Source organism: Litoreibacter sp. JB4-2 (assembly GCF_055693445.1).
This window is the reverse complement of record NZ_CM146334.1, coordinates 1,944,901-1,958,591: the sequence shown is the minus strand read 5'-3', so window position 1 is coordinate 1,958,591 and position 13,691 is coordinate 1,944,901. Positions and strand designations below refer to the sequence as shown.

The 13,691-nt window shown below is 58.1% G+C and carries 15 protein-coding genes and 1 pseudogene; all 16 read left to right on the top strand.

Translation table 11 applies throughout. The annotated features are described in order from the left end of the window. Positions 1-4: 4 nt before the first annotated feature. The 16 genes and pseudogenes from ACZ1G7_RS09715 to ACZ1G7_RS09640 all read left to right on the top strand — a co-directional run bounded on the left by ACZ1G7_RS09715 (position 5) and on the right by ACZ1G7_RS09640 (position 13,511). The gene (locus ACZ1G7_RS09715; protein WP_472663610.1) at positions 5-1,279 is read left to right on the top strand and encodes an NAD(P)/FAD-dependent oxidoreductase; all 1,275 of its coding nucleotides are present in this window, start codon (positions 5-7) and stop codon (positions 1,277-1,279) included. A 3-nt stretch (positions 1,280-1,282) separates the two neighbouring features. Continuing rightward, a complete protein-coding gene (locus tag ACZ1G7_RS09710; RefSeq protein WP_472663609.1) occupies positions 1,283-2,413 on the top strand; it encodes a hydantoinase/oxoprolinase N-terminal domain-containing protein in 1,131 nt (376 codons plus the stop codon). Further along, positions 2,410-3,216, top strand: coding sequence for a hydantoinase/oxoprolinase family protein (locus ACZ1G7_RS09705; protein WP_472663608.1), 807 nt, complete (start codon positions 2,410-2,412; stop codon positions 3,214-3,216). Before ACZ1G7_RS09710 ends, ACZ1G7_RS09705 begins: the two co-directional genes overlap by 4 nt. Further along, positions 3,203-3,370, top strand: a complete 168-nt coding sequence (locus ACZ1G7_RS09700) for a hypothetical protein (protein WP_472663607.1) — start codon at positions 3,203-3,205, stop codon at positions 3,368-3,370. Before ACZ1G7_RS09705 ends, ACZ1G7_RS09700 begins: the two co-directional genes overlap by 14 nt. After that, a pseudogene (locus tag ACZ1G7_RS09695) lies at positions 3,367-4,638 on the top strand (hydantoinase B/oxoprolinase family protein); the annotation flags it as partial. The gene ACZ1G7_RS09700 and the pseudogene ACZ1G7_RS09695, both read left to right, overlap by 4 nt. A gap of 107 nt (positions 4,639-4,745) precedes the next feature. Continuing rightward, positions 4,746-5,012 carry a hydantoinase B/oxoprolinase family protein gene (locus ACZ1G7_RS09690; RefSeq protein WP_472663606.1) on the top strand — a complete coding sequence of 89 codons (267 nt, stop codon included), beginning with the start codon at positions 4,746-4,748 and terminating at the stop codon, positions 5,010-5,012. Positions 5,013-5,015: 3 nt separating this feature from the next. Further along, positions 5,016-5,762, top strand: coding sequence for an SDR family NAD(P)-dependent oxidoreductase (locus tag ACZ1G7_RS09685; protein ID WP_472663605.1), 747 nt, complete (start codon positions 5,016-5,018; stop codon positions 5,760-5,762). Between the two features lie 9 nt (positions 5,763-5,771). Then, on the top strand, positions 5,772-7,685 hold the full coding sequence (locus tag ACZ1G7_RS09680) for a propionyl-CoA synthetase (RefSeq protein WP_472663604.1): 1,914 nt from the start codon (positions 5,772-5,774) through the stop codon (positions 7,683-7,685). After that, positions 7,682-8,032, top strand: a complete 351-nt coding sequence (locus ACZ1G7_RS09675; RefSeq protein WP_472663603.1) for a RidA family protein — start codon at positions 7,682-7,684, stop codon at positions 8,030-8,032. The genes ACZ1G7_RS09680 and ACZ1G7_RS09675 overlap by 4 nt, the downstream gene beginning before the upstream one ends. 12 nt (positions 8,033-8,044) lie before the next feature. Beyond that, the gene (locus ACZ1G7_RS09670; protein WP_472663602.1) at positions 8,045-8,782 is read left to right on the top strand and encodes an amino acid ABC transporter ATP-binding protein; all 738 of its coding nucleotides are present in this window, start codon (positions 8,045-8,047) and stop codon (positions 8,780-8,782) included. A gap of 308 nt (positions 8,783-9,090) precedes the next feature. Next, positions 9,091-9,669 (top strand): hypothetical protein, encoded by a 579-nt coding sequence (locus tag ACZ1G7_RS09665; RefSeq protein WP_472663601.1) that lies wholly within the window; start codon positions 9,091-9,093, stop codon positions 9,667-9,669. Then, positions 9,669-10,337 (top strand): ABC transporter ATP-binding protein, encoded by a 669-nt coding sequence (locus ACZ1G7_RS09660; RefSeq protein WP_472663600.1) that lies wholly within the window; start codon positions 9,669-9,671, stop codon positions 10,335-10,337. The genes ACZ1G7_RS09665 and ACZ1G7_RS09660 overlap by 1 nt, the downstream gene beginning before the upstream one ends. After that, positions 10,334-11,503, top strand: coding sequence for an ABC transporter permease (locus ACZ1G7_RS09655; protein ID WP_472663599.1), 1,170 nt, complete (start codon positions 10,334-10,336; stop codon positions 11,501-11,503). The genes ACZ1G7_RS09660 and ACZ1G7_RS09655 overlap by 4 nt, the downstream gene beginning before the upstream one ends. A gap of 15 nt (positions 11,504-11,518) precedes the next feature. After that, entirely contained in the window at positions 11,519-12,286 is a 768-nt protein-coding gene (locus ACZ1G7_RS09650; protein WP_472663598.1) for a DUF4198 domain-containing protein, read from the top strand. Next, positions 12,283-12,618: a hypothetical protein gene (locus tag ACZ1G7_RS09645; protein ID WP_472663597.1), complete on the top strand. Its 336-nt coding sequence runs from the start codon at positions 12,283-12,285 to the stop codon at positions 12,616-12,618. Before ACZ1G7_RS09650 ends, ACZ1G7_RS09645 begins: the two co-directional genes overlap by 4 nt. A gap of 2 nt (positions 12,619-12,620) precedes the next feature. After that, on the top strand, positions 12,621-13,511 hold the full coding sequence (locus tag ACZ1G7_RS09640; protein ID WP_472663596.1) for a metal ABC transporter substrate-binding protein: 891 nt from the start codon (positions 12,621-12,623) through the stop codon (positions 13,509-13,511). The last annotated feature ends 180 nt before the right edge of the window (positions 13,512-13,691 follow it).

Here is a 13,691-nt window from a genome sequence, read left to right as displayed (position 1 = left end):
TGACATGGGTGCTCAGGACGCGATTTCACTTTGGGATGCTTCGGCGGTTGAACCTGATTATACCGCGCCGTTGGACGCCGACACCACGGTAGATGTAGCCATCGTGGGTGGCGGTTTCACCGGGCTTTCGACCGCGCTGCATTGCGCCGAAAAAGGCCTGTCTGCTCATGTGCTTGAGGCCGAACAGATTGGTTTTGGCGGCTCGGGACGCAATTGTGGTTTGGTCAACGCCGCCCTGTGGTTGCCGCCCCAAAAGGTGCGCGAACAATTGGGGGACGTTTATGGCCCACGGTTCATCAAGAAGTTCGGGGGTGGGCCGGGGTATGTGTTCTCACTGATCGAAAAGCACCAGATTCGCTGCGAGGTGACCCGCACTGGCACCATTCACGCAGCTCACGGCCCCAAAGGCTATGCTGAATTGGCTGAGCGCCACAAAGAATGGCAGCGCCTCGGTGAACCGGTCGATCTGGTAAGCCGCGAGGAAGTGTCCGAGATGATCGGTACCAAACATTTCCATGGCGGGTTGGTTGATCATCGCTGCGGGACAATAAATCCGATGGGCTACTGTCGTGGTCTGGCGCGCGTTGCTTTAGGCGCTGGCGCAAAAATCAGTACTGGCGTGCGCGCAACCAAGCTTCGCCGCGCGGGCGATGACTGGATCGTTGAGACCAACCAAGGCATGCTCAAAGCCAAGGCTGTCGTGCTGGGCACCAATGCCTATACGGACGATCTGTGGCCGGGGTTGAAACGCATCTTTACGATGATCCATTATTTCCAATTGGCGACCAAGCCGCTGGGTCCAGAAGCAGACTACATCCTGCCCGGCAAGCAAGGCCTTTGGGACACAGGCCAGATCATGTTCAACATTCGCCGCGACGCGTTTAATCGCTTGCTGGTCGGATCGATGGGCAAGGTTGTGGGCAGCAAAGATAGCGGGCTGTCACACCGCTGGGCGCGCAAGCAAATTGCACGGATATTTCCCGATCTTGGCCCGGTCGAATTTGACGAGGCCTGGCATGGCCAGATCGCGATGACGCCTGACCACCTGCCGCGCATTCATGAACTAGATAAGAACCTTTTCACCCCAATCGGCTATAACGGGCGTGGCATCACGACGGGCACGATGTTTGGCGAAACTATGGCTGGTTTGCTGACGGGTATGGACCGTGCTGACCTGCCTCTACCTATGTCGAAATTGCAAACGGTGCCGAGCGCGCCGATTGTGTCGCGAGTTTTTCAGACTGCCTTTACTGCAAATCAAATCCTCAAGGCTATCTAACCCATGACATCCCAAATGAACCGCGTTGGCGTTGATATCGGCGGCACTTTCACCGATGTGGCACTTACCCACGCAGGCGGGCTTGCCACGTGCAAAGTGCTGACGAATTACGCGCAGCCAGAACAGGCCATTCTGGACGGTATCCAAACCGCCGCTGAACAGGCGGGTATCGCGATGTCCGATATCACCCAAGTGATCCACGGGACTACGCTTGTCACCAATGCGCTGATCGAGCGGCGTGGCGCAAAACTGGCGTTTATCACGACCGAAGGGTTTCGCGATGTTATCGAGATGCGCGCAGAAAATCGCTTCGAGCAATACGATCTGAACCTGCAACTGCCTGTGCCCATGGTCCCGCGCGAGGATCGTTTGACGCTGAATGAACGCATGGGGCCGAGCGGTGAGGTGCTTCTGCCGCTGGAGCAGGCAGAAGTTGACGCAATGGTCCAAACCATTCTGGCTGGTGGCTATGAAGCCGTCGCCATTGGTTTGATGCATTCCTATGCCAATACCGCGCATGAGGATCAAATGGCTGCCGCGCTGCGTGCCGCCGCCCCTGATTTGTCGATCTCGCTATCGTCCGTGATCTCGCCGCAAATGCGCGAGCTGCCACGCTTTAACACCGTCATCGCAAACGCCTATGTGCAGCCGCAAGTTGCTGACTATCTGGGCCGCTTGGTGGATCGGTTGCGCGAGAACAGCGTGACGGCGCCAGTGTTTATGCTGCATTCAGGTGGTGGGTTGATTTCAGTTGATGTCGCCGCCGAACAGCCGGTGCGTTTGCTTGAATCTGGGCCTGCCGGTGGCGCAATTTTTGCCGCCGAGTTTGCGCGCGGGCATGGGTTGGATAGCGTTTTGTCCTTCGACATGGGCGGTACAACGGCCAAGATTTGCTTGATTGAAGACGGCGCCCCTAAGACCGCCAATACGTTTGAGGTTGCTCGGACGTACCGCTTCAAGAAAGGGTCGGGTATGACGGTCTCGACGCCCGTGGTCGAGATGGTTGAAATTGGCGCAGGCGGCGGTTCTATCGCGTCTATTGATGTGATGGGCCGCATTCAGGTCGGGCCACGCTCGGCGAGCTCTGAGCCCGGGCCCGCATGCTATGGGCGCGGGGGGCAGAGCCGACGGTGACCGATAGCAATCTGTTGCTAGGCCGCCTTGATCCTGAAAATTTTGCGGGCGGAGCAATCCCGCTTTCAGTGGATGCATCCGAGGCTGCAGTGGCTAACGTGCTGGCAGAACCGCTCAAGATGCCGTCGCAAGATGCGGCCTTTGGTGTGACCGAAATGGTGGATGAAAACATGGCCAATGCGGCCCGTGTTCACACCGTCGAAAACGGACGCGACATTGAACATTTCACCATGATCGGCTTTGGCGGCGGGGCACCGCTGCATGCTTGCCGCCTATGCGAAAAATTGGGGATCAAGGAATTGATCATCCCGCCGGGCGCGGGGGTAGGCTCGGCCATTGGGTTCCTGAAGGCCCCGTTCAGCTATGAAGCCACGCGCGGCTTGTTCCAGCGCCTTGACGCTTTTGACTCCGCATCCGTGAACGCCGCGCTGTCAGAACTTGAGGCAGAGGCGACAGAGTTCGTCAACAAGGGTGCTGAGGGCGCCGAAACGACACATCGCCTGACCGCCTTCATGCGCTATTCTGGACAGGGTTGGGAAATTCCAGTTGTGCTGCCTTACAAGACATTTGCCGATAGCGACCGTGACACAATCTTCACCGCTTTTGAGGCCGCGTACCGCACATTGTTTGGGCGCGTCATCGATGGGCTCGGGATCGAAATCACAAATTGGTCACTGGTCGTAGCTACGAAACTGGACGCGACACCCCCCGTTATCCGCCATGACGCAGGCACGGCCGCACCGGTAATCCGCAGTCGCCAATTCTATGACGCGGCCCTACGCAAATTGGTTGATTCTGACTGAGGTTGCACGGGAAGACATGACGCCGGGCAAGTCGGTCGCGGGCCCTGCGATCATCGTCGAGAGTGAAACGACTACCATCGTCACATCCAGCTATAGCGCTGTGGGACAAGGCGACGGCAGCCTGCTCCTGATCCGTAAGGGAGACAACGAATGACCCCGACATCGATTGATTATCAAATCATGTGGAACCGCCTGATCGCGGTGGTCGAAGAACAGGCAACGACATTGATCCGCACCGCGTTCTCGACCTCCGTGCGGGAGGCCGGGGACCTCTCTGCTGGGTTGTTTGACCAAAGCGGTCGGATGATTGCCCAAGCGGTCACCGGCACGCCGGGTCATGTGAATGCGATGGCGGAAAGTGTCACGCATTTCGCGGCACGTTTTGGTCCGCAAGAAACCTTCGATAGCGACGTTTTTATCACCAACGATCCTTGGTTAGGGACCGGGCATTTGCACGACATCACCGTTGTCACGCCCGTGTTCCGCAAGGGTGCCCACATCGGTTATTTCGCTTGCACCGCACATGTCGTTGACATTGGCGGGCGCGGTTTTGGTCCCGATGCGAGTGAGGTGTTTGAGGAAGGGTTGCTGATCCCGATCACGAAATTTGCCGAGCGTGGGCAAGTGCAAACACTGCTCGTAGACATGATCCGCGCCAATGTGCGCACGCCCGATCAAACTGTCGGCGATGTTTATTCGCTGGCCGCGTGCAATGAGGCGGGTGATCGCCGTTTGCAGGCAATGATGGACGAATTCCGCATTGATGATTTGACAGGCCTGTCCGAATTCATCGTTGAAACCTCGCGCAAGGCGACGCAAGCGGCGATTGCCAAAGTGCCAAATGGTGCTTTCAGTCACGACATGCAGGTCGATGGTTATGACGCACCGGTGCATATGCAGGTCGCGCTCACCATCGACGGCGACCGTTTGCGTGCTGATTTTGCGGGGACATCAGGGATGTCCCGGTTCGGTGTCAACTGTCCTGAGGTCTACACCCGCGCCTATGCCTGTTACGCGCTGAAATGCGCAATCGCGCCGGAAGTGCCTAACAACACCGGATCTTTGGAGCCGTTCGAGATCACCGCGCCTGAAGGCTGCATCCTCGCCGCCCGCCGTCCGGCGCCTGTTTCCGTGCGGCACGTCATGGGGCATTTGGTGCCCGATGTGGTGCTGGGCGCTTTGCATCAGGCCTTGCCAAACACGGTACCTGCCGAAGGGTCCAGCGCACTTTGGAACATCCAGATTTCTGCCCGGCCGAGCGACACCTCCAGTGATCTGCCAAACCGCGAGATTTTGATGTTTAACTCTGGTGGCACTGGCGCGCGACCTTCGGTAGACGGGTTGTCTGCCACGGCCTTCCCGTCTGGCGTGTCGACCATGAGCGTTGAAGCGACAGAACATGTCGGCCCGATCACCGTCTGGCGCAAGGACCTGCGTGAAGGATCAGGTGGGGCAGGGGCGACGCGCGGGGGCTGGGTCAAACGATCGAGATCGAGGCGCGTGAGGGCTACGATTTTTACTTTAACGCGATGTTTGACAGGGTCAAAAACCCAGCGCGTGGCCGCGATGGTGGCGGAACCGGCGCGGCAGGCGCCGTGGAACTCGCCGATGGGACCACGCTGCGCAGCAAAGGGCGGCAAATGGTCAAAAATGGCCAACGCCTCAAGCTGAGTTTGCCTGGTGGCGGGGGCTATGGCCCTCCGAACGCGCGGCAAGACGACCACATTGCACAGGATTTGCGCGCAGGGCTGATTACCCCGGCGCAGGCCAAAGAAGACTATGGATATGAGGGATAACAGATGACTGCCAAACCAATCGCATTGATCACAGGGGCCGCGCAGGGCATCGGGTACGCTTGTGCTGAGTCCCTAAAGGAAGACGGCTTTGACGTGATCCTGTCCGACATCAACGCCGAGGGTGTGTCCGAGGCGGGCAAGACGCTTGGCGCATTGGCAGCGATCACTTGCGACATGGGTGATCTTGATCAGATCGAGGCGATGTTTTCACAGGTCGCCAAGATCGGCCCTGTCAGCGCATTGGTAAATAACGCGGGCGTGGCGATGCCCGGCGATTTCCTATCCTACGACGTCGAAACCTTCGACAAGGTGATCAACATCAACCTGCGTGGCGTTTTCGTCGCTACGCAAATGGCAGCACGCACCATGGTCGAACACAAGATCGAAGGAGCCATCGTCAATATGTCTTCGATCAACGCCCAAGTCGCGATCCCGGCGATCCCGGCCTATTGTGCGTCCAAAGGCGGGGTGATGCAGCTGACAAAAGTCGCCGCTTTGGCCCTGGCCAAAGACAACATCCGCGTGAACGCTGTTGGCCCCGGGTCCATCGATACCGAGATGATGGCAGGCGTTAACGCCAACCCGGAAGCTTTCAAAACCGCCATGTCACGCACGCCGTTGGGCCGCGCTGGCGAAGCGCGTGAGATCGGTGATGTTGTCGCCTTCCTGTGCTCAAAGAAAGCCAGCTATGTCACAGGTGAGACGATTTATGTCGATGGCGGCCGTCTTGGCCTGAACTACACCTGCTGAGGCGCGCCAATGTCCCGTTACGCTGAAACCTACGCACGTTGGAAAGCCGATCCAGAGGGGTTCTGGGCCGAAGCTGGACAGGATATCGACTGGTTCACACCCGCCACCAATACCTTCAACCCTGACAGCGGCGTCTATGGCCGATGGTTCGACGGGGCGACGTGCAACACGTGCTATAACTGTGTAGACCGCCATGTCGACGCCGGGCATGGCGAGCGTCAGGCGGTGATCTATGACAGCCCTGTGACCGGGCAAATGCGCCGCTATAGCTTTGCCGAATTGCAAAGCGAAGTCAGTGCTTTGGCCTTCGTGCTGCGCGGGCTGGGCGTGGAAAAGGGCGACCGGGTCGTAATCTACATGCCGATGGTGCCACAGGCTATTTTTGCCATGTTGGCCTGCGCCCGGCTGGGCGCAATCCATTCAGTGGTATTTGGTGGTTTCGCTCCGCAAGAACTCGCCACGCGAATTGATGATGCTGCGCCCAAAGCGATTATTTCGGCCTCCTGCGGGATCGAGCCGGGGCGCGTGATTGCCTACAAACCTTTGCTCGACGAGGCAATTGAACTGTCGAACAACAAGCCCGACCATTGCGTGATCTTGCAACGCGAGACGCAGACCTGCGATCTGACACCCGGCCGCGATGTGGATTATGCCCAATCGGTTGAGGCCGCTATCGCGCAAGGCCAAGGCACGGAATGCGTTCCTGTGGACGCCACAGATCCGCTTTATATCCTCTATACGTCTGGCACCACCGGCCAGCCCAAAGGCGTCGTGCGTGACACGGGCGGGCATATGGTGGCGTTGAAATGGACGATGGAACACCATTACGGCATCAAGCCGGGCGAAGTGTTTTGGGCGGCCTCCGATGTGGGTTGGGTCGTCGGGCATTCCTACATTTGTTATGGGCCTTTGCTGCACGGTGCGGCCACGGTCGTCTATGAAGGCAAGCCTGTCGGCACCCCTGATGCGGGCGCCTTCTGGCGCGTGATCCAGGATCACAAGGTCGCGGCGATGTTCACAGCGCCCACCGCCTTTCGCGCGATCAAAAAAGAAGACCCCAAAGGCGCGTTGATTGGCGATTATGACCTGAGCGAATTTCGTACTCTTTTCTTGGCTGGTGAACGGTCCGATCCAGCAACTATCGAATGGGCGCAAGCCAAGCTGGACCGCCCGGTGATTGATCACTGGTGGCAGACCGAAACCGGATGGGCCATGTCGGGCAATCCGGTGGGGCTTGGAACGTTTCCGGTCAAGCTGGGATCGCCGGGCAAACCTATGCCGGGCTATGACATTCGCGTGCTGGACGACGCAGGGCAGGAGGTCGCCCCCGGTACTTTGGGCAATATCGTATGCAAACTGCCGTTGCCGCCCTCTGGCTTTCCGACATTGTGGGGCGCGCCGGAACGGTTCCTCACGTCTTACATGGACGAATACCCCGGATTTTACGCGACCTCGGACGCAGGTATCATCGACGAGGACGGCTACGTTTTCATCATGGCGCGGACGGATGACATCATCAACGTGGCGGGCCACCGTCTGTCAACGGGCGCTATGGAAGAGGTCATCGCCGGCCATCCCGACATCGCCGAATGTGCGGTGGTGGGCAAAGCGGATGCGCTAAAGGGACAAATGCCGCTGGGATTCTTTGTGCCAAACGACGGGGCAGACCGCGCAGCGGACGATCTGGAACGCGAATTGATCAAGCTGGTGCGCGAAAAGATTGGTGCTGTAGCCGCGTTCAAATGCGCGCTGGAAGTCAAGCGCTTGCCCAAGACCCGCTCTGGCAAAGTCTTGCGTGGAACGGTGCAGAAGATCGCGGATGGGGCAGAGTATAAAATGCCCGCGGCCATCGACGACCCGGCCATTCTTGACGAAATCACAACCGCGCTGCATGCGCGCAACCTAATCGGAGAGCCCACATGATTGAACGCGCACAAACATCCGCCCGGATGAGCAAAATCGTCAAACATAACGGGACGATCTATCTCAGTGGACAGGTCGGCGAAGGAGCCACCGTAACAGAGCAAACCCAAGACTGCCTTTCACGGGTCGATGCGCTTCTCAAAGAGGCAGGATCAGACCGCGAACACATGTTGCAAGCCATAATCTGGCTCTCGGACATGAAACACTTTGCAGAAATGAACGCGGTTTGGGACGCTTGGGTGCCCGCAGGCCACGCGCCCGCCCGCGCTTGCGGTGAATCCAAACTGGCACGCGATGTTCTGAATGTTGAGATCACCGTCATTGCCGCTGAAAAGTCGGACATTTAAGGGAGAAATTCTATGTCGCTTGCTGTTGAAATGCGAGATGTGAACAAATTTTATGGCACGTTTCACGCCCTCAAAAACATTAACCTTTCCGTAACCAAAGGCGAAAAAATCGTCGTCTGTGGGCCGTCCGGGTCGGGGAAGTCCACGATGATCCGCACGATCAATCAGTTGGAAGAACACCAGTCCGGCGACATCCTCATCAACGGCGAGATGATCAACGCTGATGCGCCAAATATCGAAGAGATGCGCCGCGAAGTTGGCATGTGTTTTCAGCATTTTAATCTGTTCCCGCACCTCAGCATCCTGGATAACTGCACTTTGGCTCCGATGCTGGCGCGCAAGACGCCCAGAGCCGAAGCAGAAGAGATCGCCATGGGGTTCCTCAACAAGGTTCAGATCGGGAACCAGGCGGCAAAGTTCCCCGGTCAGCTTTCAGGTGGGCAACAACAACGCGTCGCAATCGCCCGGGCATTGTGCATGAAACCCGAAATCCTTTTGTTTGACGAACCGACCTCGGCGCTCGACCCCGAAATGATCGGCGAAGTGCTGGATGTGATGATCACACTTGCGGAAGAAGGCATGACGATGGTCTGCGTTACGCACGAAATGGGTTTTGCGCGCAAGGTCGCCGACCGCGTGATCTTTATGGATGCAGGTGAGATCATTGAAGAAAATGACCCCGAAACCTTCTTCACATCGCCGCAAAGCGACCGCACCCGCACTTTCCTCGATCAGGTACTCACGCATTAGTCGTATCAACATCGGTAGCGTCAGCCTTTAAGCCGCTGTAAACACCAGGATGGCGCTTGGGCAAACGATTTTAGTACGGACCTTAAGTTTGGGGCGGTTATTGTCGTCGTAAATCGCGGGCGACTGTTGAGGTCTTCGCGCGACCACCTAAATGTTTATTGGCGCGTTAGCAGCAAACCTCACTTAGATGCCGCCAATAGATGAGCATTTGCTCATCGAAATGTTGAAGTGTCATGGCCTTGCAGTCCGGGGCTGTCGGCAACACAATGCGTCGCAACACTTCTGATTTGCCAGGGCGCGCTTCTTTGATGAAACCAATACCTCTTCTTGCGGGCCTTGCGCTGCTCGTCGCTGCTGGCATTGCCGCAGTATTGCTGTTGCCCGGCCAAAATCAAGTGTCGGAGACCGCAGAATTTACCGCGCCGGGCCTTGATCCTTTGACGATTGAGGACGCGCGCACCGAGTTTTGGCGGCTGACGCCCGCGCTGCTTTTGGTTGTCTATGACGCGTTTGGGCAGACCGAGGAAGACACGATCTACGACACCTTGGCCAGCGTCACCCATGGCGACGCTTTGGAATTTCTCTACCTTGAACGCGTGGGGGCAATGGCGGGCGGCGGTTTGGAGGAGGCGGATCAGACGATCCATGAGATCAAGCTGCTGAACACCCAGGTTGCGCGGGAAGGCGGAACATTGGCGATCAATGCCTCATGGCAGGTGATTGGAACCGTCGGACATGCAGAGCACCTACATGTGCGCGGCAACACCTACAGCGCGGATTTGTCCGTATCGCCGGTTGATGGCGCTTGGCGGATCACGGATTTTGAGCTGCTACAGGTCAATAGGGACGCGGCGGGCGAGACATTCCTTGCCCCGCAAACGAACTGATGATCACACTTGAAAACGTCACCTTCTGCTATGGCGGCAGCGATTTCCGCCTGCGCGTGCCGGAGTTTTCACTGGCCGACACCGAACGCGTGGCCATCGTGGGCCCGAGCGGGAGCGGCAAAACCACGTTGTTGAACCTGATTGCAGGTATCTTGACGCCGGAGGCCGGAAAGATTGACGTGGCGGGTACGGATGTTGCTACGCTGTCTGATCCGGCGCGGCGGCGCTTTCGGGCCAGCACGATTGGGTTTGTCTTTCAGGACTTTGCGCTGCTTGACTATTTGTCGGCCCGCCAAAACATCCTTTACCCCTACCGCATCACCCCCGCGCTGACCCTTGACGCGGCGGCGCGAGACCGGGCCGACGCTTTGGCGGAGGCCTGCGGGATTGGCGACAAGCTGGATCGCCACCCAAACGCCTTGAGCCAAGGTGAACAACAACGCGTCGCGATTTGCCGGGCGTTGGTGACCCAACCGAAACTGATCTTGTCGGATGAGGCGACCGGCAATCTGGACCCGGCCAGCAAGACGCGCATCCTTGATCTGCTGTTTGAACAGGCCGCAGAGGCGGGCGCGCCCGTGCTGGCTGTGACCCATGACCACGAATTGCTGCCACGATTTGAGCGGGTGATTGATTTCGCGCAATTCCGCGAAGAGGCCCCGGCATGAATGCGCTTTATCTGGCCTTTGCCTATATGCGCTACCATTGGGGGCGCAGCCTTGTGCTGACATTGGTGGCGGCGTTGATCCTGTTTGTGCCGATTGCCACGCAAATCTTGCTGTCGACCAGCGAACGTTCGCTGGTGGCGCGCGGCGATGCGACGCCGCTTTTGCTGGGCAGCCGTGGGTCGCAGCTGGATCTGACGATGGCCGCGCTTTATTTCTCGGACGAGCGGCCGGACCCGGTGCCGATGCGCGAGGTGGAAGCCGTTTGGGATAGCGGCCTGGGCATTCCAATTCCGCTGCATTCCGCGTTTTCGTCTGGCGGGTTCCGGATCGTTGGCACGACGCTGGACTATTTCGATTTCCGCGGCCTCAGCCTGACGGACGGGCGGGGATTGTCGGTGCTGGGCGATGCCGTGATCGGGTCAGATGTGGCGGCATTGCTTGGCAAGGGGGTGGGGGACACGTTGGTGTCATCGCCGGAGAACCTATTCGATCTGGATGGGGTCTATCCGCTGGAGATGCCCATTGTCGGCGTGCTGGCGCCCACAAACTCACCCGATGATCAGGCGATTTTTGTCGATATCAAAACGGCTTGGGTGATCCAGGGGATCGGCCACGGGCATGAAGATGTTGTGACGGCCTCGCAAGTGGCGGCGGGCACCGCGGCGCTGTCCAATGCGGCTGTCGTGCAATACCAGCGCATTACCGACGACAATATCGACAGCTTCCATTTCCACGGCAGCCAGGACGAATTCCCGACATCTGCGGTGATTGTGGTGCCTAATGACACGCGGTCGGGAACCATCCTGAAAGGTCGATACCTTGATAGCGAAAGCCCGACCCAGCTGATTGAGCCCGCTGGGGTGATCAAAGGCCTGGTGGACCGGATTTTCCGGATCAAATCCCTGCTCGACGCGGTGACCATGATTATCGCCGTTGCAGCAATGGCGGCCATCGGCTTGGCAGTTTTTCTCAGCTACCGGTTGCGCGCAAAGGAAATCGCAACAGCTGTAAAATTGGGCGCCAGGCGCGGCATGGTCCTTCGGCTGTTGTCGGCAGAAACAATCACATTACTATCGCTGTCAACGCTCATCGCTTTGGTGGGGGCTGCGATCGTCTCGCGCAATGCCGAGGCTTGGGTCGGCTGGCTGCTTGCCCTTGGTTCATAATCAACAGAGGTTCCTATGAAACGCCATTTTCTCACTGCATCAGTCGCGGCTTTTGTCGCAGCAACGCCGGCGCTTGGTCACTACGGGATGATTATCCCAAATGACTCGATGATTAGTCAGGAAGATGGGCGAACTGTTGCGTTGACCATGTCGTTCTCGCACCCGTTCGAGCGGGACGGAATGGTGCTGGACACGCCTGTTGCGATTTCGGTGACGCATGAAGGGACGACGTCAAACCTGCTGGGCGATCTGACCAGTGCCACGGTTATGGACGATCAGGGCTACACGCTGGATTACCGTTTGGATCGTCCCGGCACCTATATCTTTGCGATGGAGCCGCAGCCCTTTTGGGAGCCTGCCGAGGATTCCTTCATCATTCATTACACGAAGACCTATGTGACCGCTTTTGGCGATGACGAAGGTTGGGATGCGGAGCTGGGGCTGAAGACCGAGATCGTACCACTGTCCAAGCCCTTCGGCCTGTGGGAACACAACGTGTTTCAAGGCATCGTGAAAATGGATGGCGCGCCCGTTCCTTACGCTGAGGTCGAGGTTGAGTTTTTCAATGATGCCGGGGCCACCGTGCCCGACGAGCTGATGATCACCCAAACCGTGAAAGCGGACGCGTCCGGCGTCTTCACCTACGCGCCGCCCTCTGACGGTTGGTGGGGCTTTGCAGCGCTGAACACCGCTGATTACACCTTGCCGCAGGATGGCGAGGATAAGGCGGTTGAGCTTGGCGCGGTGATCTGGGTCCATTTCGAAGAATGGACCGGGCAGTGATCCGAACCGCGGCCTTTGCTGCTATCGTTGCCACGCTCCCATTTGGGGCGGCGGCACATCAGCTGATCGTTTTCGCCTCAGTCGATTGTGAGGCCGTGACCGTGGAGGCCAAGTTTTCCAACGGCAACCCGGTCCAACTGGCGGATGTGCGTGTTCTTGACGGCCAGAATGATCTGCTGGCCACCGTGCCGATTTCAAAGGACGGAACCGTTGCCGTGCCGCTTGAAAGCTTGAACCATTCCGAAGGTCTGGTGATCGAAGTCGATACCGGCAGCCACGACAATTACTGGATCGTCACACCCGACGACATCGCCCGAAGTTGTCAGAGTTGACCATGCTGCGCCCCTTTCAAACCTTGCTGGCCGCCGGGCTGATCTTTGCTGCCAATATCGCCACGGCACAGGATCAGCCCCGAATTGTCACCGTGAACTACCCGCTGCAGTATTTTGCAGAGCGCCTAGCGGGCGATACGGCTGAGGTTGTGTTTCCGGTTCCTACCGAAGTGGACCCATCATTTTGGCGGCCATCCATTGCCGATATCAGCATGATCCAATCCGCTGATCTGATCGTGCTGAATGGCGCGGGATTTGCCACTTGGGTCGACCGGGTGTCTTTGCCGCGCTCCAAAGTTGTGAACAGCTCAGCCGCGATCGAAGATCAGTTTATCATCACCGAAAGCATCACCCACAGCCATGGCGACGGCGGGGAGCATTCGCATGAAGGGTTGGCGTCCTATCTCTGGCTCGACCCGATGCTCGCGATTGCACAGGCAGAAGCTATGGCTGCCGCAATTACAGCCCGAGATCTTGCGCCGGCGGAGGACGTTGCGGCGCGGCTGGGCAGCTTGCGGGCCGATTTGGAAGCTATGGATGCCCAAGCGCGCGAGGCTTTGGATGGCCTGCAAGATATGACACTCATTGCGACCCACCCTCGCTATGAATACCTGGCCCGGCGCTACGACCTTACGATGAGATCATTGGAATGGGACGCCGGGGCTATGCCAAGTGACGCCGAGATCGAAAACCTGCGCAGCCTGGTCGCGGAAACGCAGGCACAGGTTTTGGTCTGGGAAGCAACGCCGCCGCGCGAGGCGTTCGAGGTCACAAGCGCCATGGGGATGCGCAACATCGTATTCGCCCCACTTGCGCACAGTGTCGACGGGCGCACCTATGTCGAAACCTATTCTGATGCGACTTTGGAGATGTCAAAGGCCGCAGCGCAATAGGTAAAGTGGATTTGCAACGGCAACCGGCAATTGCGACGCTGCAGCGCTACTTCCATTGGAATTGGACACTTCGGCACGCCGCTATAATGCGTTCGCAAGCTCACGACTTACTGTCCTCCGACTAGGATCTAAATGGGCGCCGGCCTAAGCTAAACACATCGATTAACACTGGCTCATTTG